The organism is Nocardia yunnanensis, from assembly GCF_003626895.1.
Classification (GTDB): domain Bacteria; phylum Actinomycetota; class Actinomycetes; order Mycobacteriales; family Mycobacteriaceae; genus Nocardia; species Nocardia yunnanensis.
The window spans coordinates 470,949-491,296 of the sequence record NZ_CP032568.1 but is presented as its reverse complement, the minus strand read 5'-3'; the positions used below and the strand labels follow the sequence as shown (position 1 = coordinate 491,296).

At 68.9% G+C, this 20,348-nt stretch carries 20 protein-coding genes; 11 read left to right on the top strand and 9 right to left on the bottom strand.

The annotated features are described in order from the left end of the window. Positions 1 to 27 precede the first annotated feature (27 nt). The 6 genes from eno to D7D52_RS02225 all read left to right on the top strand — a co-directional run bounded on the left by eno (position 28) and on the right by D7D52_RS02225 (position 5,629). Positions 28 to 1,314 carry a phosphopyruvate hydratase gene (eno, locus tag D7D52_RS02250; protein ID WP_120734823.1) on the top strand — a complete coding sequence of 429 codons (1,287 nt, stop codon included), beginning with the start codon at positions 28 to 30 and terminating at the stop codon, positions 1,312 to 1,314. A gap of 42 nt (positions 1,315 to 1,356) precedes the next feature. Next, positions 1,357 to 1,941, top strand: a complete 585-nt coding sequence (locus D7D52_RS02245; RefSeq protein ID WP_120734822.1) for an FtsB family cell division protein — start codon at positions 1,357 to 1,359, stop codon at positions 1,939 to 1,941. Then, on the top strand, positions 1,938 to 2,477 hold the full coding sequence (locus D7D52_RS02240) for a DUF501 domain-containing protein (RefSeq protein ID WP_120734821.1): 540 nt from the start codon (positions 1,938 to 1,940) through the stop codon (positions 2,475 to 2,477). Before D7D52_RS02245 ends, D7D52_RS02240 begins: the two co-directional genes overlap by 4 nt. Before the next feature lie 43 nt (positions 2,478 to 2,520). After that, positions 2,521 to 3,552, top strand: coding sequence for a Ppx/GppA phosphatase family protein (locus D7D52_RS02235; protein WP_120734820.1), 1,032 nt, complete (start codon positions 2,521 to 2,523; stop codon positions 3,550 to 3,552). A 146-nt stretch (positions 3,553 to 3,698) separates the two neighbouring features. Then, entirely contained in the window at positions 3,699 to 5,165 is a 1,467-nt protein-coding gene (locus tag D7D52_RS02230) for a peptide MFS transporter (protein ID WP_120734819.1), read from the top strand. A gap of 95 nt (positions 5,166 to 5,260) precedes the next feature. Then, on the top strand, positions 5,261 to 5,629 hold the full coding sequence (locus D7D52_RS02225; protein ID WP_120734818.1) for a nuclear transport factor 2 family protein: 369 nt from the start codon (positions 5,261 to 5,263) through the stop codon (positions 5,627 to 5,629). A gap of 61 nt (positions 5,630 to 5,690) precedes the next feature. Here D7D52_RS02225 and D7D52_RS02220 read toward each other — a convergent pair whose 3' ends face one another. Next, on the bottom strand, positions 5,691 to 8,441 hold the full coding sequence (locus tag D7D52_RS02220; protein WP_120743730.1) for a helix-turn-helix transcriptional regulator: 2,751 nt from the start codon (positions 8,439 to 8,441) through the stop codon (positions 5,691 to 5,693). Positions 8,442 to 8,769: 328 nt separating this feature from the next. On the opposite strand from D7D52_RS02220, the gene D7D52_RS02215 reads away from it, so the two are divergent. Continuing rightward, positions 8,770 to 10,293 (top strand): MDR family MFS transporter, encoded by a 1,524-nt coding sequence (locus D7D52_RS02215; protein WP_120734817.1) that lies wholly within the window; start codon positions 8,770 to 8,772, stop codon positions 10,291 to 10,293. A 57-nt stretch (positions 10,294 to 10,350) separates the two neighbouring features. Here the strand turns inward: D7D52_RS02215 and D7D52_RS02210 are convergent, their stop codons facing one another. From D7D52_RS02210 to D7D52_RS02200, 3 genes are all read right to left on the bottom strand, one after another. Beyond that, a complete protein-coding gene (locus tag D7D52_RS02210) occupies positions 10,351 to 11,106 on the bottom strand; it encodes a sulfite exporter TauE/SafE family protein (RefSeq protein WP_120743729.1) in 756 nt (251 codons plus the stop codon). Between the two features lie 102 nt (positions 11,107 to 11,208). Continuing rightward, a complete protein-coding gene (locus tag D7D52_RS02205) occupies positions 11,209 to 11,646 on the bottom strand; it encodes a hypothetical protein (protein WP_120734816.1) in 438 nt (145 codons plus the stop codon). 192 nt (positions 11,647 to 11,838) lie between these two features. Then, positions 11,839 to 12,684, bottom strand: a complete 846-nt coding sequence (locus D7D52_RS02200; RefSeq protein WP_120734815.1) for a 3-hydroxybutyryl-CoA dehydrogenase — start codon at positions 12,682 to 12,684, stop codon at positions 11,839 to 11,841. A 240-nt stretch (positions 12,685 to 12,924) separates the two neighbouring features. On the opposite strand from D7D52_RS02200, the gene D7D52_RS02195 reads away from it, so the two are divergent. The 4 genes from D7D52_RS02195 (at position 12,925) to D7D52_RS02180 (ending at position 16,904) form a co-directional block, all read left to right on the top strand. Further along, complete coding sequence (locus tag D7D52_RS02195) at positions 12,925 to 13,809, top strand: Ig-like domain-containing protein (RefSeq protein ID WP_120734814.1); 885 nt, start codon at positions 12,925 to 12,927, stop codon at positions 13,807 to 13,809. A gap of 115 nt (positions 13,810 to 13,924) precedes the next feature. After that, entirely contained in the window at positions 13,925 to 14,554 is a 630-nt protein-coding gene (locus tag D7D52_RS02190; protein WP_120734813.1) for a TetR/AcrR family transcriptional regulator, read from the top strand. Positions 14,555 to 14,641: 87 nt separating this feature from the next. Further along, positions 14,642 to 15,769 carry a phosphotransferase family protein gene (locus D7D52_RS02185; protein ID WP_246023601.1) on the top strand — a complete coding sequence of 376 codons (1,128 nt, stop codon included), beginning with the start codon at positions 14,642 to 14,644 and terminating at the stop codon, positions 15,767 to 15,769. Between the two features lie 49 nt (positions 15,770 to 15,818). Further along, the gene (locus tag D7D52_RS02180; protein WP_120743728.1) at positions 15,819 to 16,904 is read left to right on the top strand and encodes a TIGR03857 family LLM class F420-dependent oxidoreductase; all 1,086 of its coding nucleotides are present in this window, start codon (positions 15,819 to 15,821) and stop codon (positions 16,902 to 16,904) included. A gap of 40 nt (positions 16,905 to 16,944) precedes the next feature. Here D7D52_RS02180 and D7D52_RS02175 read toward each other — a convergent pair whose 3' ends face one another. The 5 genes from D7D52_RS02175 to D7D52_RS02155 form a co-directional block, all read right to left on the bottom strand. Further along, complete coding sequence (locus tag D7D52_RS02175) at positions 16,945 to 17,559, bottom strand: flavodoxin family protein (protein WP_187703101.1); 615 nt, start codon at positions 17,557 to 17,559, stop codon at positions 16,945 to 16,947. Between the two features lie 5 nt (positions 17,560 to 17,564). After that, positions 17,565 to 18,041 carry a DUF4383 domain-containing protein gene (locus tag D7D52_RS02170; protein ID WP_120734810.1) on the bottom strand — a complete coding sequence of 159 codons (477 nt, stop codon included), beginning with the start codon at positions 18,039 to 18,041 and terminating at the stop codon, positions 17,565 to 17,567. Positions 18,042 to 18,166: 125 nt separating this feature from the next. Continuing rightward, positions 18,167 to 18,775 carry a TetR/AcrR family transcriptional regulator gene (locus tag D7D52_RS02165; protein ID WP_120734809.1) on the bottom strand — a complete coding sequence of 203 codons (609 nt, stop codon included), beginning with the start codon at positions 18,773 to 18,775 and terminating at the stop codon, positions 18,167 to 18,169. 7 nt (positions 18,776 to 18,782) lie between these two features. Further along, the gene (locus D7D52_RS02160; RefSeq protein ID WP_246023600.1) at positions 18,783 to 19,394 is read right to left on the bottom strand and encodes a metal-dependent hydrolase; all 612 of its coding nucleotides are present in this window, start codon (positions 19,392 to 19,394) and stop codon (positions 18,783 to 18,785) included. Continuing rightward, positions 19,381 to 20,289, bottom strand: a complete 909-nt coding sequence (locus D7D52_RS02155) for an alpha/beta fold hydrolase (protein ID WP_162958133.1) — start codon at positions 20,287 to 20,289, stop codon at positions 19,381 to 19,383. The genes D7D52_RS02160 and D7D52_RS02155 overlap by 14 nt, the downstream gene beginning before the upstream one ends. Between the last annotated feature and the right edge of the window lie 59 nt (positions 20,290 to 20,348).

The following is a 20,348-nucleotide window of genomic DNA, read 5'->3' as shown; positions in this document are numbered from 1 at the left end:
TGTCAGCAGCCGAAGGAGTGTCGTTTCGTGGCCATCATCGAACAGGTCGGAGCTCGCGAGATCCTGGATTCGCGTGGCAACCCCACCGTCGAGGTCGAGATCGCTCTCGACGACGGCACCCTCACCCGCGCGGCCGTGCCCTCCGGCGCGTCCACCGGTGAGCACGAGGCCGTCGAGCTGCGTGACGGTGGCGATCGCTACCAGGGCAAGGGCGTGCAGAAGGCCGTCGAGGGCGTCCTCGACGAGATCGCCCCGGCCGTGATCGGTCTCGACGCCGTCGAGCAGCGCACCGTCGACCAGACCCTGCTGGATCTGGACGGCACCCCGGACAAGTCGCGCCTGGGCGCGAACGCCCTGCTGGGTGTGTCGCTGGCCGTGGCGCGCGCCGCCGCCGAGTCCTCGGGCCTGGAACTGTTCCGCTACGTCGGCGGCCCGAACGCCCACGTGCTGCCGGTCCCGATGATGAACATCCTCAACGGTGGTGCGCATGCCGACTCCGGCGTCGACGTCCAGGAGTTCATGATCGCCCCCATCGGCGCCGCGACCTTCAAGGAGTCGCTGCGCTGGGGCGCCGAGGTCTACCACACCCTGAAGTCGGTGCTCAAGGCTCAGGGCCTGTCCACCGGTCTGGGCGACGAGGGCGGTTTCGCGCCGTCGGTCGCCAATACCCGTGCCGCGCTGGACCTGATCGCCTCGGCCATCGAGAAGGCCGGATACAAGCTGGGCAGCGAGATCGCGCTGGCCCTGGACGTGGCCGCCACCGAGTTCTACACCACCGGTGAGGGTTACAAGTTCGAGGGCAAGCTGCACACCGCCGCCGAGATGAGCGACTTCTACGCCGGCCTGCTGGGCAACTACCCGATCGTCTCGATCGAGGACCCGCTGTCGGAGGACGACTGGGACGGCTGGGTCACCCTGACCGACCAGATCGGCGACAAGGTGCAGCTGGTCGGCGACGACCTGTTCGTCACCAACCCCGAGCGCCTCGAGGAGGGCATCGCCAAGGGCGCCGCCAACGCACTGCTGGTGAAGGTCAACCAGATCGGCACCCTGACCGAGACCCTCGACGCGGTCGACCTGGCCCACCGCAACGGCTACAAGACGATGATGTCGCACCGGTCCGGCGAGACCGAGGACACCACCATCGCCGACCTGGCCGTGGCCGTCGGCTCCGGTCAGATCAAGACCGGCGCCCCGGCCCGCTCCGAGCGTGTCGCCAAGTACAACCAGCTGCTGCGCATCGAGGACGCCCTGGGTGACTCGGCTCGCTACGCCGGTGACGTGGCGTTCCCGCGTTTCGCCTTCGAAGGCTGACATAGTCGAAGACTCGGTCTCCGAAGACATTCGAGGTGTGAGATGACAGAGCGACGGGCGCGTGGTTCCAGTCCTGCGGGACGACGGGATCGCCGCCCGTCGCGCTCGTCGCGGTCCAAGAGCGCTGCGAGCGGCGGTAAGAAGTCGGTGCGGCGCCGCCCCTCGGCGGCGAATTCCGAACGGCACGAACGCAAGATCCTCGGCCTGTCCACCGGCCGGGCCGTGCTGCTGGCCGCGGTCCTGTGCGGATTGGCGCTCACGCTGGCGGTGCCGCTGCGCACCTATTTCACCCAGCGCTCCGACGCCAAGGAGCTGGCGCTGCAACACCGCCAGCTCGAGCAGGAGGTCGCCGGTCTGCGCGATCGCCGCGCGCAGCAACAGGATCCGAACTACATCAAGGCGGAGGCCCGCGACCGCCTGCGTCTGGTGATGCCGGGCGACACCCCCTACATCGTGCAGCTGCCGGACATCGAGCAGCCGGCCATCCCCACCCAGGCCGCCAAGCCGAAGGCCCCGGACCCCTGGTACACCCAGGTGTGGCACAGCATTTCGTCCCCGCAGCCGGGCCCGGCCACCCCGCCGCCCCCGCCGCTCCCACTCCCGACCTTGGAAGGACCCCCCAGGTGACCGCAGCCGAGAACGAACCCAGCGAGCGCGATCTCGCGATCGTCGCCGAGCAACTGGGCCGGACTCCGCGCGGCGTGCTGGCCATCGCCTATCACACCCCGGACGGTCTGCCCGCGGTCGTGAAGACCGCGCCCAAGCTGCCCGACGGCACCCCCTTCCCGACCCTGTACTACCTGACGGACCCGCGCCTGACCGCCGAGGCCAGCCGCCTCGAGACCACCGGCCTGATGCGCGAGATGTCCGAACGCCTCACCCGCGACGCGGAACTGGCCGCGTCCTATCGCAAGGCGTACGAGAGCTACCTGTCGGAGCGCAACGCCATCGAGGATCTCGGCACCGATTTCGCCGGCGGCGGCATGCCCGATCGGGTGAAGTGCCTGCACGTCCTGATCGCGCACGCGCTGGCCAAGGGCCCGGGCGTGAATGTGCTCGGTGACGAGGCCGTCGCCCTGGCCGCCGATCACGGCCTGCGCGGCACCGCCATCCCGGCCGATTGGCCGAAATCCGAGGAATACCGCAGCGACTCGGGTGCATGATCCGAGCGACCCGTTCAGCGACAAAGGAATTCAGGGGCCAGCGATGAGTAATGCGGAGTTCGCCAGCACGGCAGCCGAGGCCGGGGCCCCCGCCGCGGGGCACGATCGGATCGCGGCGGTCGACTGCGGCACCAACTCCATCCGGCTCCTGATCGCTGATGTGACCCGCGCCGACGATGGGACCCGCGCCGACGCGGGCGCACCGACGCTGACCGACGTGCACCGGGAGATGCGGATCGTGCGGCTCGGTCAGGGCGTGGACGCCACCGGCGAGCTGAATCCCGAAGCGATCGAACGCACCCGGGCGGCACTGCACGACTACGTGGAACTCATGCTGAAGCACGGCGTGACCCGGGTGCGGATGACCGCCACCTCGGCCACCCGCGATGCCGCCAACCGCGACGACTTCTTCACCATGACCGGCGTCGAGCTGGGCCGGGTGGTGGCCGGGGCGCAGGCCGAGGTCATCACCGGCGACGAGGAGGCGCGGCTGTCGTTCGCGGGCGCGGTCGGCGAACTCTCCAGTGCGCAAGGGCCTTTCGTGGTGGTGGATCTCGGCGGCGGCTCCACCGAGGTGGTGCTGGGTGACGCGTCGGGCGTGCAGTCCGCCTACTCCGCCGATATCGGTTGTGTCCGAATCACCGAGCGCTGCCTGCACGGCAATCCGCCCACCCGCGAGGAGGTCGCCGCCGCGCGCTTCTTCGCCTCGGAGCGTTTGGCGCAGGCGTTCGGGGTGGTGCCGGTGGAGCGGGCGCGCACCTGGGTGGGCGTGGCCGGCACCATGACCACGATCGCCGCGGTGTCGCTGGATCTGCCCGAATACGATTCGGAGCGGGTGCATCTCACCCGGCTGCCGCTGTCGGAACTGCGCGCGGTGTGCGACCGGCTGATCGGTATGACCCACGACGAGCGGGCCGCGCTGGGCCCCATGCATCCCGGCCGGGTCGACGTGATCGGCGGCGGCGCGGTGATCGCCGAGGTGCTGGCCGACGAGCTGGCGCGGCGAGCGGGCATCGGCGAACTGATCGTCAGCGAACATGACATCCTCGACGGCATCGCCCTGTCCATCGCCTGAGAGCCGCGCCTGATCAGGGTGCTTGCCAACCCAATTGAGGGCTTTTGTCCATAACCCCGGCCGTCCTGGGTATTGCCCAGACGAATGTGACGCAGGTTAAGACCTGAGGTTGCTGTCAGATTGCCCAATATGGGAGGGTCTGGGGTATGTCAGAAGTAGTCCACGAGGCGAAACCGGCCGCCGAGCGCACCCTGTTCGGCCATCCCATCGGTATCGCGAATCTGTTCGGTGTCGAGCTCTGGGAACGGTTCTCGTTCTACGGCATGCTCACGATTCTCGGGTACTACCTGTACTACTCGGTCGCCGAGGGTGGTCTGGACATCGCCAAGTCCACCGCCACCGGCATCGTCGGTGCGTACGGCGGTCTGGTCTACCTCTCGACCGTGCTCGGCGCATGGATCGCCGATCGCATCCTCGGTTCCGAGCGCACCGTCTTCTACGGCGGCGTGGTCGTCATGGCCGGTCACATCGCCCTGGCGTTGCTGCCGGGCCTGACCGGCGTCGGAGTCGGCCTGGTGCTCGTCGCACTCGGTTCCGGCGGCCTGAAGGCCAATGCCTCCTCGTTGCTGGGCACCCTCTACGACAAGGACGATCCGCGCGCCGACGGCGGCTTCACACTGTTCTATCTGGGCATCAACCTGGGCGCCTTCTCCGGACCGCTGATCACCGGTCTGCTGCAGGACCATGTCGGCTTCCACTACGGCTTCGGCGCCGCGGCCGTCGGCATGGCCATCGGCCTGACCCAATACGTCGTGTTCCGCCGCAATCTCGGCGAGCACGGCCGCGACGTGCCGAACCCGTTGCCGCGCACCGCGATCCCGAAGGTCGTCGCGGCCTTCGCGGTCATTCTCGTGGTGATCGCGCTGGCCTGGGCGATCAAGCTGGTGACCCTGTCCAACCTGCCCGACGCCACCACCGTGGTGATCGCCGCGGCCTCCATCGCCTACTTCGTCATCATGCTGACCAGCGAGAAGGTGTCGCCGCTCGAGCGCACCCGGGTCCGGGCCTACATGCCGCTGTTCGTCGCCAACGCGGTGTTCTGGTCGCTGTTCCAGCAGATCTTCACCGTGCTCGCGGTGTACTCGGACGAACGCATGAACTGGTCGATCTTCGGCTGGACCGCGCCCTCGAACTGGATCGGTTCCATGGAGCCGGTGTGGATCATCGCGCTCTCCCCGTTGTTCGCCGTCATGTGGACGCGCCTGGGCCGGCGGGCCCCGAGCACGCCGCGCAAGTTCGCGCTGGGCGTGGTCGGCATGGGCGCGGCGTTCCTGCTGTTCACCCTGTTCTCCGGCAGCCACGGCAAGTCGGTGTCGTTCGTGGTGGTGTTCTTCATCCTCGGCGCGTTCGCGGTGTCGGAGCTGATGCTGTCGCCGATCGGCCTGTCGGTCACGACGAAGCTGGCCCCCACGGTCTTTCGCTCGCAGATGATGGCGCTCTACTTCTTCTCCGTCGGCATCGGCACCTCGATGTCGGGTGTGCTGTCGAAGTTCTACGACCCCTCCCACGAGCTCGCCTACTTCGGGATCACCGGTCTGGTGGCCATGGTGGTCGGCGCGGTCGTGTGGGGCATCGCGCCGTGGATCAGCCGGCACATGGAAGGCGTGCACTGACGCCGGTCGTCAGTACTTAAGCACGACAGATTCCGGGCGGTCGCGTTCTCCATAACGTTGTTCTCATCAGCTTCGAGACAACGAGGAGAACGGCAATGAGCGATATGAACGAGCTGGTCGAGCGCTACCTGACCGCCTGGAACACCACCGACGCCGCCGGCCGCGCGGCCTTGGTGGCCGAATTGTTCACCGAGGACGCGGAATACACCGACCCGCTGGTATCGGTGCGCGGCCACGCCGGACTCGACGCCACCATCGCCGCCGTGCAGGGCCAGTTCGCGGGCCTCGAATTCCGGGTGGGCGGACCGGTCGACAGCAATCACCACATCGCCCGCTTCACCTGGCACCTGGGCGCGCCCGGCGCGGAACCGCTGGTGATCGGCTTCGACGTGGCCGCCCTCGCCGAGGACGGGCGCATCGAGCGGGTGTACGGCTTCCTCGACCAGGTGCCCGCCGGGCTCTGACCGCAGGATGCGCACCGGGCGGAACCGATTCCACGGTTCCCGCAAGGTCGCTGTCGTCGGTTCAGTTCAGCTGGTCGGCAATGCCTTTCAGCTCACCCCGCGAGACGACGCCGAGTTTCGGATACGCCTTGTAGAGGTGATAGCCGACGGTGCGGTGGCTCAGGAACAGCTGTGCGGCGATATCCCGATTGGACAGACCCTGCGCGGCCAGCCGCACGATCTGCAACTCTTGCGGAGTCAGGCCGGTGTCGGACCGACGAGCCGGAGCCGAATCCGCTTCGGGCGCACCGGCGGCGGTGAGTTCGTGGCGGGCGCGGGCGGCCCACGGACCCATCTCCAGACGGTCGAAGACCTCGAGCGCTTCGAGCAGCCGGGTGCGCGCCTCGGACTTGCGGCGGGCCCGCCGCAGCCATTCGCCGAACAGCAGTGCGGTGCGGGCGAATTCGATGGGGCGCGCCTCCCGATCGTGGGTCGCCAGCGCCCGGGCGTAGAGATCTTCGGCGTCCCGGTCGTCGAGGAGCGCCCGGCAACGCAGCACCAGCGCGTCCGCCCACGGCTGCCCGGCCGATTCCGCCCAGCCGCGAAAGTTCTCGAACGGCGCCGCGGCGCGGTCCGGCGCGCCGATCCGGACGGCGGCCTCCACCAGGTCCGGGATCGATCGCATCGCGCAAATGTGATGATCGAACGGGTATTTCGTGAGTCGTTCGAAGCGCGACAACGCTGCCTCGGCGCGACCGGCCCCCAAGTCGAGCAGTCCGAGCGACCAGTGGGCCCATGGCGCACCCGGTGCGATCGCGTCCGGGGTGTCGCCGGTGAGCCCGAGGTCGGCGTGGGCCCGGCAGTCGTCCTCGTTGCCGTGCAAGGCATCCAAATGCGCCAGCACACTGCTGAGTTGGCGCACCCACTGCTGTTGCCCGGTGTCGCGGGCCAGATCGCGGGCTTCGACGGCGGTGGTGCGCGCATCGCGCAGGCGACCGGTGAAGATGTCGGTCTCGGCGGTGAAGAACAGGATGGTCGGCAGCCGCCCGGCCGCACCGGCGGCGCGATGCTCGGCCGCCAATGCCGTGGCCAGCGCGAAAGCGGGCCCGTCCTGACCGCGTGCCAGGGCGATCCCGCACAGGATCAGCAGGACCTGGTCGGAAACCGCGCCCCGCGTACGGATCTCGTCGAGAATACGGTCCAGCGTCAGCTGGTCGCGGGGTCCCCGGTCGAACAGTCCGCCCAGGAAGCGCACCACCGGAGTTACCGGGAGATCGTCCGAAAGAGGGAGCTCGGCAAGGTGTTTCAGGACTTCCCGCAGCTCGGTGTCGCCCAGGTACCAGCCGGTGTGCATCGCCTGCACCAGCATGTCCGCCGCCTGCGCCGGGTGGGTCGCGCCGATGCCGGTGGCCGCGTCGACCAGCAGGCGGTGCGCCTCGGTGAACTCGCCCTGCCAGAACTCGGCCAGCGCTCGCACCTGAGTGAGGTTGGCCCGCAAGGCTTCCGAATCCACCTCCCGTGCGGTCCTGCGCGCCAGCTCACCGGCGCGCGCCGGCTCACCGGCCTCCAGGCACGCCTGCGCGGCCAGCGCCTGACGCCGGGTCCGGTCCGCCGGGGCGACGCTGAGCCGGGCCGCGCGATCGTAGGCGGCGGCGGCCGCGGTGAAGCCGCCGCGTTCCCGGGCGCGAACGGCGGTGCGCTCCAGGGCATCCGCGACCTCGGCATCGGGCCCGAGGGCGGCCGCCGCCAGATGCCAGGCCCGGCGGTCGGCCTGCTCCGGCGCGTCCATGGCCGCGGCCAGGGCGCGATGCACCGCCATGCGCCGGCCCAGCGGGGCGCGCTGGTGGACGGCGGCTCGAATCAGCGGGTGGCGGAAGGTGATTCGATCGGCGTCGCCCGCGACGCGGTGCAGCAGGCCGGCCGCCTCGGCGGGCGCGAGGTCGTCGATTCCGGCCCCGAGCGCCGCCGCCGCGCGCAGAATGACCGGCAGGTCGCAGCTCTCGTCGATGGCCATGATGGTCAGCGCCGTGGTGGTCGCCTCGGGCAGGTGGCTGATGCGGCCGTGGAACGCCAGCCGCAGCCGATCGGTCAGCGGCAGCGCACCCGCGGACAGGTCGGCGGTGGGCTCGGCGGCCATGGCCAGCGGCAGTTCGCGCAGGGCCAGCGGATTGCCGCGCGCCTCGGCCAGCAGCCGGTAGCGCACCGCCGGGGTGAGGGGATGCTCGTCGAGCAGTGCCGCCGACGCCTCGGGCGAGAGCCCGGACAGCCGCTCCTGCGGCAGACCGTTCGCCTCGAACGAGCCCTCGCCCTCGCGCACGCCGAAGAGCATGGCCACGCCCTCCGCGCGCAGCCGCCGGGCCGCGAACTGGAGTGCGTCCTGCGACGCGCGATCCAGCCATTGCGCGTCGTCGACGACGACCAGCAGGCCGGTGCCCTCGGCGTAGTCGGTGAGCAGCGACAGCACCGCCAGCCCGGTCAGCATGGGTTCCCCGCCGCCGGGGCCGGGCCCGGGCGCGCGGGTGGCGAGGCCGAGCGCGCCGGCCAGCGCCGCCTGCTGCGGTCCGGGCAGCCCGGCGAGCCGATCCAGCGCCGGGCCCAGCAGCAATTGCAGTCCCGCGTAAGGCAATTCGGCCTCGGCCTCGATGCCGGTGCCGCGCAGCAGCCGCAATCCGTCCGCGCCCGCGGCGGCGTGATCCAGCAGCGCGGTCTTGCCGATGCCGGGTTCGCCGCGGAGCACCAGCACCCCGCTGTCCCCGGCGCGGGCGCCCGCGATCAGCGCGGCGAGGGTCCGCTGTTCTTGCTCGCGTCCCCGCAGCGGAGGTTGTTCACCCACGGTCGTTCTCACATCCTTCGTCGGCCTCCATCATGTCCGGTCGCCGATTTCGGCGCGTGACCTGACTCACTAGTTGATCTCTGTGTCGGTGATATCTCCTGCTAGAGGGCTATTTTCGCTGTTCGCCGGCCTGGTCGCGCGAGCGTTAATCGGGTGAAATTTGTCGTACCCCGCCGGAATACTGGGTCGCGACCGATGAGTTGTGCGTGCTGTCCCCGTCTGTACCGGTGTGGTTCCGGTTCGGTGCAGCCGCAGATTTCCCATCGGGCCCGCGCAACACCCCTCGAACGCCGTACCCCCTCGAAAACGATTTACCGGAGGTCTTCCGATGCCCGACATATCCGCTAGCTCGACCAAGCAGCGGACGCCAACCGTCATCCGGTTGCTGGTGCTCGCGACCTTCACGGTGATTCTCAACGAGACCATCATGATCAACGCGATTCCGCGCCTCATGGTCGATCTCCATGTGAGCGAGCGTTCCGCGCAATGGGTTTCCACCGCGTTCATGCTCACCATGGCCGCCGTCATTCCGGTGACGGGCTGGTTCCTGCAGCGGGTCACCACTCGCCGCGCCTACGCCCTGGCCATGGGCACCTTCCTGGTCGGCACCGCCGTGGCCGCCATCGCGCCGACGTTCGCGGTGCTGCTGGTCGGCCGCGTCGTCCAGGCCGGCGGCACCGCGGTCATGATGCCGCTGCTGATGACCACGCTGATGACGGTCGTCGACGAGAAGGACCGCGGCCGGGTCATGGGCAATGTCACCCTGGCCATCTCGGTGGCCCCGGCCATGGGCCCGGTCATCTCCGGCCTGGTGCTGCAATACGCCTCCTGGCGTTGGCTTTTCGTGCTGGTGCTGCCGATCGCCGGCGCGGTGACCGCGTTGGGCCTGCGCAACCTGACGAATGTCGGTGAGCCGCAAGCCGGTTCGATCGACTGGTTCAGTGTCGTGTTCGCGGGGTTCGGTTTCGGCAGCCTGGTGTACGGCCTGAGCAAGTTCGGCGAGGGCAGCGCGGTCACGCCGTCGCTGATCGTCGCCGCCGGCGTGATCCTGGTGGCCGTCTTCGCGTACCGGCAGATCTCGCTGCAGCGCAACGGCACGCCGCTGCTGGATCTGCGCGTGCTGCTGGCTCCCACCTACGCCAAGTCGCTGCTGCTGATGGCGGTCGCCTTCCTGGCCATGATGGGGTCGATGATCCTGCTGCCGCTGTACCTGCAGAACCTGCGCGGGCTGTCCCCGCTGCAGACCGGTCTGCTGGTCATGCCGGGCGGTCTGGCCATGGGTCTGCTCGGCCCCACGGTCGGCAAGATCTTCGACCGGTTCGGTGGCCGCGTGCTGGTGATCCCGGGCGCGGTCGGCATCACCGTCGCGCTGGCCGGCTTCACGCAGCTGTCGCTGACCTCGCCGTACGCCCTGCTGGTGGCATTGCATGTGCTGCTGATGATCTCGCTGGCCGGCGCGTTCACCCCGGTGTTCACGCTGGGTCTGGGTGCGCTGCCGATGCATCTGTACTCGCACGGCAGCTCCATGCTCGCGACCCTGCAGCAGGTGGCGGCCGCCTTCGGCACCGCCCTGGTGGTGACGGTCATGACCTCTCGCGCGGACCATCTGCAGGGCACCGTGCAGAACCCGCTGGAGGCTCCGCTGTCCGGTATGCAGCTGGCGTTCCTGGTCTCGGCGGCCCTGTCGGTCGTGGTGATCGTGATGGCGGTGCTGCTGCCCAACCGTTCCGCCGCGACCGCGCACGGCGCGGAGATTCCGGACCCGGTGCACGAGATTCCGGATGTGATCGACGAGATCCCGGATGTGGTGGACGAGGCCGTGTTCCCCGCGGTGGAGCTGGTCAAGGACTGATCCGTACCCCCGTCGAAAGCGCCCGTGGCCGAGCCGGCCGCGGGCGCTTCCGCATTGCTAGACCGCGAATTTCACCGCGAGCGCGATGCCGCATCCGGCGGCGATCACCCGCAGGCTGTTGCTGGGCAGCCTCCGCGCCAGCACCGGTCCCACCCGGCCGCCGAGCAGGAAGCCGAGCGCCAGCGGCGCGACGAAGACCCAGTGCACCGGCCCGTAGCACGCGAACCCGATGGCCGCGGCGCCATTGGCGCACATGGAGGTGACGCTCTTGACCGCATTGGCGCGCTGCGGCGACCACTCCGGATACATGGCGGAGACGATGGCGAAGATCAGAATCCCGCCCGCCGCACCGAAATACCCCGCGTACACGGCGGCGCCGAACAGCAGTATCCCCAACAGCCCGGTGCGCCAGCCCTTCCCGGCGTCGCCCGACCGCTGCCGGCGCCGGGCCAGGTGCGGTTGCGCCAGCAGGAACGCCGAGGCCCCGCCGATCAGGAACGGCACCACCAGCTGAAAGGTCGAGGCGGGCGCGATCAGCAGCAGCGCGGCCCCGACCGCGCCCCCGACCGCCGCGACCGCCCCCAGCCGCAGCACGGTGCGCCGCGTGCCGGCCAGTTCCGGCCGCGACCCGGCGGCCGCGCCGACACCGGTGAAGATCAGCGCCACGGTATTGGTGACATTCGCCGCGACGGGCAGCAGCCCCATGCCGAGCAGCGCGGGGTACGACACCAGCGACGCCAGACTGACCAGCACGCTGACCAATCCGGCCGCGAAGCCGACCGCGATCAACTCGACCGCCCCGACGACGGTCACCGCCCACCCGGCCGGCGGCGACAACACCCAGCACTCACGCGACCATCGTAGATAACGCTTCCCGCCCGCCACGCCGGCCCGCGTCGACCACCGCCGAGCCGGTCAGCCCAGGTGCGGGAAGTGTTTCCGGGCGGTGATGAGCGGCGAGTTGGGGGTGAGGGCCAGGACTGTCACGGTCACGTCGGTGGTGGAACCGGACTGGAATTCGGCCGGGTCGCCGAAGAGCTGGACCGGGTTGACCGACACGGTGGTCTGCTGGGGCTGGCCGATGCAGAGGGTGGGGGCCAGGGCGGACCCGTTGATGCCGGGGCCGCTGACTCCGGGGGAGACGTAGGGTGTTTCGCGCACCGTGACCGACAGCTGAGCGGGCAGCCCGGGTGCGCACTGATACGAAATCCCGATCACCGCATTGCCATTGGCCGCGACGGCGGTGTCGACGCTGAGCGGATCGGCGGCCCGCGCGTCGGCGGCGGCGGTCACGGTGAAGGTCGCGGTGGCGGTGAGCGCGGCAAGAGCGGCGACGAGGTTGCGAGCGTGCACGGCGTGTCCTTGCTGTGGGTCGGATTCACTGCTGCGACAAGAGAAACCAACCGCGCCGATTTTTTGGGACGTTTCCGTCGATCGAGGTGATTATGTGATCTTCGGCGGTGCGTCCGAACGCCGAAAGCCCGGTCGCCGTCGGATATCTCTGCGGCGACCGGACTTTCACGTGAATCGGTGGGCCTGGGCGGCTCAGTAGGTGTAGAAGCCCCGGCCGGTCTTGCGGCCCAGGTAGCCCGCGTCGACCATGCGTCGCAACAGGACCGGCGGCGCGTACTGCGGTTCGCCGAATTCGGCGTAGAGGGATTCGGCCACCGCGAGGGTGACATCGAGGCCGACGGTGTCGGTCAGGCGCAGCGGGCCCATGGGGTGCGCGCAGCCGCTGACCATGCCCTCGTCGATGTCCTCGGCGCTGGCGAAGCCGGTCTCGAACATGCGAATCGCATTGCACAGGTAGGGAATCAGCAGGGCGTTGACGATGAAGCCCGCCTGATCCTTGGACTCGATGGTGCGCTTGCCCAGCACGTCGCGGGCGAAGGCGGTGACCTTGTCGACGACCTCACGGTCGGTCTTGAGCGTCACCACGATCTCGACCAGCGGCAGCACCGGCACCGGGTTGAAGAAGTGCACGCCCACCACGCGGCCCGGGTTGGCGGTGGCATTGGCCAGCCGGATCACCGGAATCGAGGAGGTGTTGGTGGCCAGGATGGTCTCGGGGGAGACGATGGCGTCGAGCTTGGTGAAGAAGTCGGCCTTGAGCGATTCGATCTCCGGCGCGGCCTCGATCACCAGCTCCCGGTCGGCGAAGTCGTCGATCGACGTGGTCAGCGTGACCCGGCCGCGCGCGGCGTCGGCGTCGGCCTGCTCGAGGCGTCCGGACTTCACCGCCCGGGCCAGCGACTTCTCGATCCGCGTGCCCGCGGCCGCGGCCGCCTCGGCATCGCGTTCCAGAATGAGGACCGTCGCGCCCGCGCGCGCCGCCACCTCGGCAATGCCGGCACCCATGGTCCCGCCGCCGATCACACCGATACGTTCCACTGTCGCCTTCTCCTTGTACTCGGGTTATCGCACCCCATCTTCGTGGACCCGCCGCGCTCACCCGCGGGTGGGCGGGACTTGTGCGGTCGCGGCCTGGTCAGCGAATACGAATATCTGAATTGCAGGTATTTCAAAACAGTGTTCACTGGACGATTGACCATGATCTAATGCTCGCCAGCCCGGGTGCACCAGCGCCTCGACGAAGATGTCGGGGGGCATCCGGCACGCGTGGGAGAAACTATGGTGGACAGCAGGATTCAGCGAGCGGCCGGGTCGGTGGCCGCGCTCGCGGTGACGGCCGGATTCGCGGCGGTCATGATGCCGGGCACGGCCGCGGCCGCCTCGGGCACGGTCACCTGGGGTGACGGGAACAGCAAGTTCACCCGCACGGTGTCCAACACCAATCCGGTCGCCGGCGACACCGTCACCGTCACGACGAAGTTCGAGCGCACCGGCATCCCGGTCGAATACATCTACTCGATCAAGGACCTGCACCCGGCCTGCCTGACGCCGGTCGCGGGCTCGGGCAAGATGGGCGGCGACCAGGTCTCGATCGACACCTCGGATCCGGGTGCGGTCAGCGCCTCGTTCGGCATCACCAAATACCCGGTGTACCCGAACATTTCGCCGAAGTCGCAGACCTTCGAGGTGAAGTACACGGTCGGCGTGAACTGCGCCCGCGACACCCCGCTGGCGACCTCCATGGACTACAGCGGCTCGCTGGGCAGCGGCAACTACACGGACAAGGGCCCGGCCATCACCGTCTCGAGCGACGCCGTGTCGACCACGACGCTCACCGACGTGAGCAACGTGCAGGTCGGCAACGCGGTCACTTTGGAGGCGGCCGTCTCCCCGGCGGCCGCGGGCGGCACCATCCACTTCACCGCCGGCGACAACGTCCTCGGCGACATCCCGGTGAACGCGAACGGCAAGGCCACGATCGTGTGGACCCCGGGCGCGGCGGGCACCTACACCATCGGTGCGACCTTCTCCGGTCGCACCGGCGTGGCCGGCTCGACCACCACCAAGTCGGTCACCGTGGCCGCGGCCCCGGATCCGGGCAACGGTGGCGGCGGCACCAAGCCGAGCACCGGCTCCTCGGGCACCGGCTCCTTCGGGTTCTGATCGTCGCGACCTCGACCCCCGGCACCGGACGTGCCGGGGGTCTTCGTCGTGTCCGGGCCCGGTTATCGTCAGGGCGGAATTCCGGGATGGCGGGATGCGAGGAACGGATGTGGCGATGACCGAGGCGAGTGCGGCGAGGCAGTCGGCGGCGGGCACTCGGCTCAATCGCAAGGGCCGTGAGACCCGGCAGCGGTTGCTGGACATCGCCATCGGGTGCCTGGCGGACGGCGGCGGCGAACCGCTGTCGGCGAATCGGGTGGCCAAGGAGGCCGGGGTCAGCTGGGGGACGCTCAAGCACCAGTTCGGGGATATCGACGGGCTGTGGGCGGCGGTGCTGGAGGAATTGACCGATCGCAGCGGCGCGAACGATCCCTGGCTGCGGATCACCGGGACGGTCCGGCAGCGGGTGGCGGAGATGGTCGACGCGATCTGGACGATCCTCGACAAACCGGAGGGCCGGGCGGTCGAGACGCTGCGGGGTGGATTGCCCAATGATCGCGCGGAACGCCTCGCGGCCTTTCCGCTGACCACTGCGGCCCTGGCTCGGTACGAGGACGTGTGGCTGCGGGCCTTCGAATACGCGCTGGCCGACCTGGACCTCGAGGCGGACAGGGTGGATCGCGTGCGCAGCCTGATTCCGATGGCCATGCGCGGCATCAATAACGAGCGCCGGCTGTCCGCGCCGGCCGAGGTGGCCGCCGCGCGCCACTGCCTGGTCGATGCGATAGCGGCCTACCTGCACTGACATCCATTCTTTGAGAACCCTCGTTGACAATTGGGGGCGGGAGGTCCACTGTTACTCCAGCTTTCGCAATCCCGTCAGGAGTGACCCATGTCTCCGTCTCCCGATGACCAGGGCATGCGGCTGCAACGCAGCAGCCGCGACACCGCCGCCCTGATCCCGCGCCTCACCGCCTGGCTGGCAACGCAATTGCCCGCCGGGGCCGATCCGGCGCTGACGCTGGGATCCGGGATCGACAGCAACGGCATGTCGGCCGAGACGCTGACGCTGACGCTGACCTGGCGCGAAGATGACCGGCAGCGGGCCGCCGAGTTGATCGCGCGCGTCGTGCCGGCCCCAGGCGACTTCCCCGTCTACGAGCACTACAACCTGCCGCACCAGTTCGAGGTCATGCGAATCGTGGCCGCGGCCAGCAATATTCGCGTGCCGCGGGTGCGATTCCTCGAACCGACCGGTGACGTGCTGGGCACGCCGTTTCTGCTGATGGACCGCGTCGACGGGCTGGTGCCGCCGGATGTCATGCCCTACACCTTCGGCAACAACTGGCTGTTCGACGCCACACCGGAGCAACAGCGCCGAGTCCAGGACAGCACCATCGAGACCCTCGCCGCGCTGCACGCGATCCCTGACGCCGCAACCACTTTCGCGTTCCTGGCCCCGAGCCACCCCGGTGCCGGCCTGCTCGAGCGCAACCTCAACCGCGCCCGGGCCTGGTACGAGTTCTCCGTCCGCGATACCGGCACGTCGCCGTTGGTGGAGCGAATCCTGAAGTGGCTCACCGACAATCTGCCGGAGCCCGGCGAGACCGTGCTGTCCTGGGGTGACGCGCGCCTCGGCAATGTCATGTACCGGGATTTCGTGCCGGTCGCGGTGCTCGACTGGGAGATGGCGACCCTCGGCCCGCGGGAACTCGATGTGGCGTGGATGTTGTTCGGGCATCGCGTGTTTCACGGCATCGCCGAGACCTTCGGCCTGCCCGGCATGCCGGATTTCATGCGCGAGGAGGACGTCCTCGACGCCTACGCCGCGTACTCGGGTGTGCGGCTCGGCGACCTCACCTGGTACACGATGTTCGCCGCGCTGAACTACGCCGTCGTCTTCCTACGCGCCGGCGGCCGGCAGATCCACTTCGGGGAGATGGAACGACCCGGCGATATCGAGGTGCTGCTGCACCACCGGTCGATCGTCGAGCGGATGCTCGCCGACCTCGGCGCCTGACACCGCCTCCGACCGCTTCGAAAACCTCTGGGAAAGCGCATATCTCGTGATCGAACAACTCAACGAACTGGCCTACTACTGCATCACCCGCCACCCCGCCGACGCCCGGGTTCTGCTCCCGGAGGCCCGGGACGCGGAGCGTATCGGCCTCGGCTCGTGCATGATCGGCGAACGCATGACCGTGAAGGACTCCGCTGTCCTCTCCGGCGGGCTGGCCGGCTGCACCACCCAGCTCGGAATCGCCGCGGCCGCAACCAATCACCACACCCGCCACCCCATGGTGACCGCGACCATGGGTTCGACCATGCAGGCCATCACCGAGGGTCGCTACGCCATGGCGTTCGGTCGCGGCATGGCCGCCAACTGGAAGGCCATCGGGCTGCCCGCCGTGACCGAGGCGCAACTGCGGGATTTCGTCGGCATTCTGCGCCGGCTCTGGGCGGGCGAGACGATCGTGAATCACGAGGGGCCCGCGGGGAAATGGCCGGTCCTCTACCACCAGAACGGGCTCGACGACGCGCCGCCCATCGGGTTCGTCGCGGTCGGTCCCAAGACCCTGGAGCTGGCCGGGGAGATCGGTGACTTCGTCGTGCTGCACACCTTCTTCTCCGACGAGGCGACCGCCAATTCCGTTGCGGCCGTGCGCCGCGGCGCGGAACGCGCGGGCAAGGATCCCGACAGCGTGCGCATCTGGTCGTGCCTGGCCACCGCCGGCGACGCACTGTCGGAAGAGGATCAGCTGCGCCGCCGCACCGGGCGGCTCATCACCTATCTGCAGGCCTACGCCGACATCCTCATCACAGCCAACGGGTGGGATCCCCAGGCGTGGGAGCGAATTCGGGGGACTCAATTGTTCCAGGCCGCCGCCGCGGCCGGACCCATCGACGCGTCCGCGTCCTTCGAGACACTGCAACGGCTCGACGCCATGATGCCCGAGGAATGGCTCACCTCGGCCGCCTACGGCACGCCGGAACAATGCGTCAAGAAGATCGCCGGCGAATTCGATCTGGGCTGCCACTCGGTGATCATGCACGGCGCCAGTCCGCACGAACTGGAGTCGATCGTCGGCGCGTATCGCGCCGACCGGCCGGTGCTCCGCCGTGCCGTGGCGGCCAATCCCGGCAAGTTCGCCTGAGGCGAACCGCCGAAATTGTCTGGCCGCCAAGGCTGTTCGGCTACTCCTTCTCGCCCGGATAGCCCTGGTCGGCCAGCAGGCGGGCCAGATGCGCGGCATTGCGGGCCAGGGTGGCGGTCGCGGCGGCCACGGCTTCCGGGGGCTCGTCGAGGTCCCGGTAGTCGGTGCTGCCCATGGCCTGATCGTTCCAATAGGTGCAGCCCTGCGCGGGGATGCTGAACCCGAGGTCGTCGAGGGCCTGGAAGAGATCGGCGCAAATCTTGTGCGCGCCATCCTCATTGCCGACGACGGCCACCGTCGCGACCTTGTCGGTGAGCACCGGGCGGCCGGCGTCGTCGGTATTGGACAGCTCGGCATCGAGTCGTTCCAATACCCGCTGCGTGACCGAGGACATGTGTCCCAGCCACGTCGGCGTGGAGACCAGCAGGATGTCCGCGTTCAGGATGGCGGTGCGAATCGTGGGCCATTGATCTCCGGGCCCCGCCTCGGCCTCCACCCCGGGCGCGATATCGAAATCCACCACCCGCAGGGTGGTTCCTTCGACGCCGTGCGTCGCGAGTTCGTCGAGCACCTGGCGAGCGATGAGGTCGCTGCTGGACGGTGCGGGTGATTTCTTCAGGGTGCACACCAGTGCCACCGCGGTCGGTTCGGTCATCGGGCTCATCTCAGCGTGGAGCCGCCGATGGGACCACGAGTGGCTCCGGTGGCCACGCGTGGCAGTACCGCGCCCAGCAGCACCATGCCGACACCGAGGCCGAAATGCAGCCAGTCGTCGGCGGTGTTGAGCGGGACGAAATTGGCGTCGTCACTCTTGTCGATGACCATCCCGTAGATCCACAGCACGAGATAGATGACGCCGCCCACCAGCAGGAACAGCCGCGAGGTATTGGCGGTCCGCGCCGCCGCCAGCCCCGCCACGCCGAACAGCAGGTGCACGATGTTGTGCAGCACCGACACCTGGAACAGCCCGAACAGTTCCGCGCCGGAGTGATGTCCGGCCCAGCTCAGCATGTCGTAATCGGTGACGATGCCCGGAATGAAGCCGAGCACCCCCACGAGCAGAAAGACCGCGCCCACCGCCAGTGACGCCAGTTGCACCGGCGTCATGGTGCGGGTATCGGTGCCGAAAGTGGTCATGTTCTTCAGCCTTTCGGTTCGGCGCGGAACCGCGCCGCGGTCGGGTGCCGACCTCTCCCTCGCCTACCCGCGATCCGAACCCACAAACGCCCGCCACCGGTCCCACTCCTGCCCGCCCGGCGGCGTCAACCGAAGCGCGGAAGTTCGTCGAGCATCTCCACCCAACGGTCGGTGACCTGGGCACGACGGCGCGAATCGTCGTTGAGGATGCCGGCCAGGCCGAGACCGCGCGCCGAATCGAGGAAGGCCTGCACGGTGGTGCGGACCTTCTGTTCTTTGCCGTCGAGACGCAGCAGTTCGATCAGCGCCCAGAATCCGCGGGCGCCGACCTCGAGTTCCATGGCCGCGACCCGGGAGCGCAGGACGGGGTCGTCGGCGGCGGCCATGCACAGTTGCAGGGCGGCGGTGAAGGCCTGGCCCTGATGCAACTCGACGACGGTGTGGACGATCTCGCGCGTGCCCGTGCCGGGGGCGCGATCGACGTCCTGGAGCGCTTCGATCCGGCGAATGCGCTCGTCCATGATGTGCTGCACCGCGGCCGTGAACAAACCCTCGCGATCCTTGAAATGATGCTGCACCGCGCCGCGGGTGACGCCCGCGCGTTCGGCGACCTCGGCGACGCTGGCATGCCGCCAGCCGCGGGTCGCCAGGACCTCGAGCGCGGCCTCCACGATGCGGCGATAGGTGTTGATGCCGTTCTCGTTTCGCGGCTGCCGCATGCTCGCGGTGCTCATGCGCGGCCTACAGATCGAGGGTCAGGCAGTCGTCGGATCGCGAAACACATGGAAGGAAGTATCCCTGTTCCAGTTCGGCGGGACTCAATGCGGTGGATCGGTGATCCGGGGCGCCGTCGAGCACGCGCACGGCGCAGGATCGGCAGAAGCCCTGCCGGCAGCTGAAGGTGGCGTCGGGGCGCACGTCCAGAATCGCCGAGAGCGCGGTCCGATCGGCCGCGACCGTCACCTCCTCGCCGGTGGCGGCGAACCGGAGCAGGTATCGCGAATGTTCCAGCAGCGGTGCGGGATCGATGCCATTGCGTTGGAAATAGTCGCCGAGCGACTCCTCGTGCGCATTGGCGTGCATGGTTTCCTGGCCGATGAACCCCAGGATGTCGTCGCGCAGACGCGGATCCCGGACCTCGGGTAGCGCCTCGCGGAAGGCTTCGATGAAGAACCGTTCGACCTCGGGGAACAGCAGATGGTAGGCGCTGACCGCGTGCGAGGCCACCGCATGACCCGGGATCCAGTGCAGCGGAGTGGAATTCAGGTCGAATTCGACCCGGCGGGCCTTGAGCTGCAACGGGCCGATGTCGACCGCATCCATCGGGAAACGGGACTTCTTACGGAATTTCACGGGGTGCTCCCTCGGCGAGATAGTCGACGATGTGCCCGATGACGGCATCGGGTTGTTCGAGGTGGGTGAAGTGGCCGGCCGCCGGCACCACGATGCGGCGGCTGCCCGGCGGCAGATGGTCCAGCGCGTGCGCGCCGGTGGCCTCCAGGCCGCAGGTGTCTGTGGCGCCCTGGAGCAGCAGGGTCGGGATGCGTGGGTCGCGGAAGGCCAGCCGCTGGGTGCGGGTGTGCCCGGAGTTCTTGCGGTAGAGCGGATTCCACACCGCGCGGTAGTAGTTGAACGCCGCGCGCAGGCGCGCCCGGTCGTGCAGAGCGGCTGCCCCGTAACCCTGGTATCGGTCGAGATCGGCGCCGGGTGACCACCGTCGCCACAGCGTCGAGACGAGTCGGCGGCCGAGCAGTTCCGATCGGGGCGTCGAGACCACGCTCATGTACCAGCTGCGGGGCAGCTGTCGCGCGAGCGTCGCGGTGTGGCGTGGCGAGAACAGTGCCTTGATCGCCGACAGCGGGGGTATGGCGATCAGAACGGCGCGCCGGAACAGCTCGGGGTGGGCGCTGGCGGTCGCGCTGGCGATTGCCCCGCCCCAGTCGTGGCCGACGAGGACGGCTCGCGCATCGGCTCCCACCGCGTGATGAACGCGCACGATATCGGCGACCAGCGAGCCGATCGAATAGTCGTCGTCGGCGGCGAGGGAGGTGGGCGCGTAGCCGCGCGTGAACGGCGCGACGACGTGATACCCGCGCGCGGCCAAGGCCGGCCCCACGACGTCCCAGGTCCGCGCGCTGTCCGGGAATCCGTGGACCAGCAGCGCGACCGGGTCGCCGGGCTCTCCCCAGGTCAGTGCCGCGATCTCGACCTCGTCGAACGCGAACACGAGTTGTCCGGGTGTAGTCACGTGGTGCGCCCTCCGCGGCCTTGCGAATTTCAATGCAGTCATGCATTGTTTTATGTGTT

What these genes read in the sequence shown, in the direction of transcription:
- D7D52_RS02175 (WP_187703101.1), bottom strand. Translation starts at nt 17,559, where the DNA reads ATGACCGAACCGACCGCGGTGGCACTGGTGTGCACCCTGAAGAAATCA.
- D7D52_RS02215 (WP_120734817.1), top strand. Translation starts at nt 8,770, where the DNA reads ATGCCCGACATATCCGCTAGCTCGACCAAGCAGCGGACGCCAACCGTC.
- D7D52_RS02185 (WP_246023601.1), top strand. Translation starts at nt 14,642, where the DNA reads ATGTCTCCGTCTCCCGATGACCAGGGCATGCGGCTGCAACGCAGCAGC.
- D7D52_RS02245 (WP_120734822.1), top strand. Translation starts at nt 1,357, where the DNA reads ATGACAGAGCGACGGGCGCGTGGTTCCAGTCCTGCGGGACGACGGGAT.
- D7D52_RS02170 (WP_120734810.1), bottom strand. Translation starts at nt 18,041, where the DNA reads ATGACCACTTTCGGCACCGATACCCGCACCATGACGCCGGTGCAACTG.
- D7D52_RS02225 (WP_120734818.1), top strand. Translation starts at nt 5,261, where the DNA reads ATGAGCGATATGAACGAGCTGGTCGAGCGCTACCTGACCGCCTGGAAC.
- D7D52_RS02165 (WP_120734809.1), bottom strand. Translation starts at nt 18,775, where the DNA reads ATGAGCACCGCGAGCATGCGGCAGCCGCGAAACGAGAACGGCATCAAC.
- D7D52_RS02190 (WP_120734813.1), top strand. Translation starts at nt 13,925, where the DNA reads ATGACCGAGGCGAGTGCGGCGAGGCAGTCGGCGGCGGGCACTCGGCTC.
- D7D52_RS02195 (WP_120734814.1), top strand. Translation starts at nt 12,925, where the DNA reads ATGGTGGACAGCAGGATTCAGCGAGCGGCCGGGTCGGTGGCCGCGCTC.
- D7D52_RS02230 (WP_120734819.1), top strand. Translation starts at nt 3,699, where the DNA reads ATGTCAGAAGTAGTCCACGAGGCGAAACCGGCCGCCGAGCGCACCCTG.
- D7D52_RS02235 (WP_120734820.1), top strand. Translation starts at nt 2,521, where the DNA reads ATGAGTAATGCGGAGTTCGCCAGCACGGCAGCCGAGGCCGGGGCCCCC.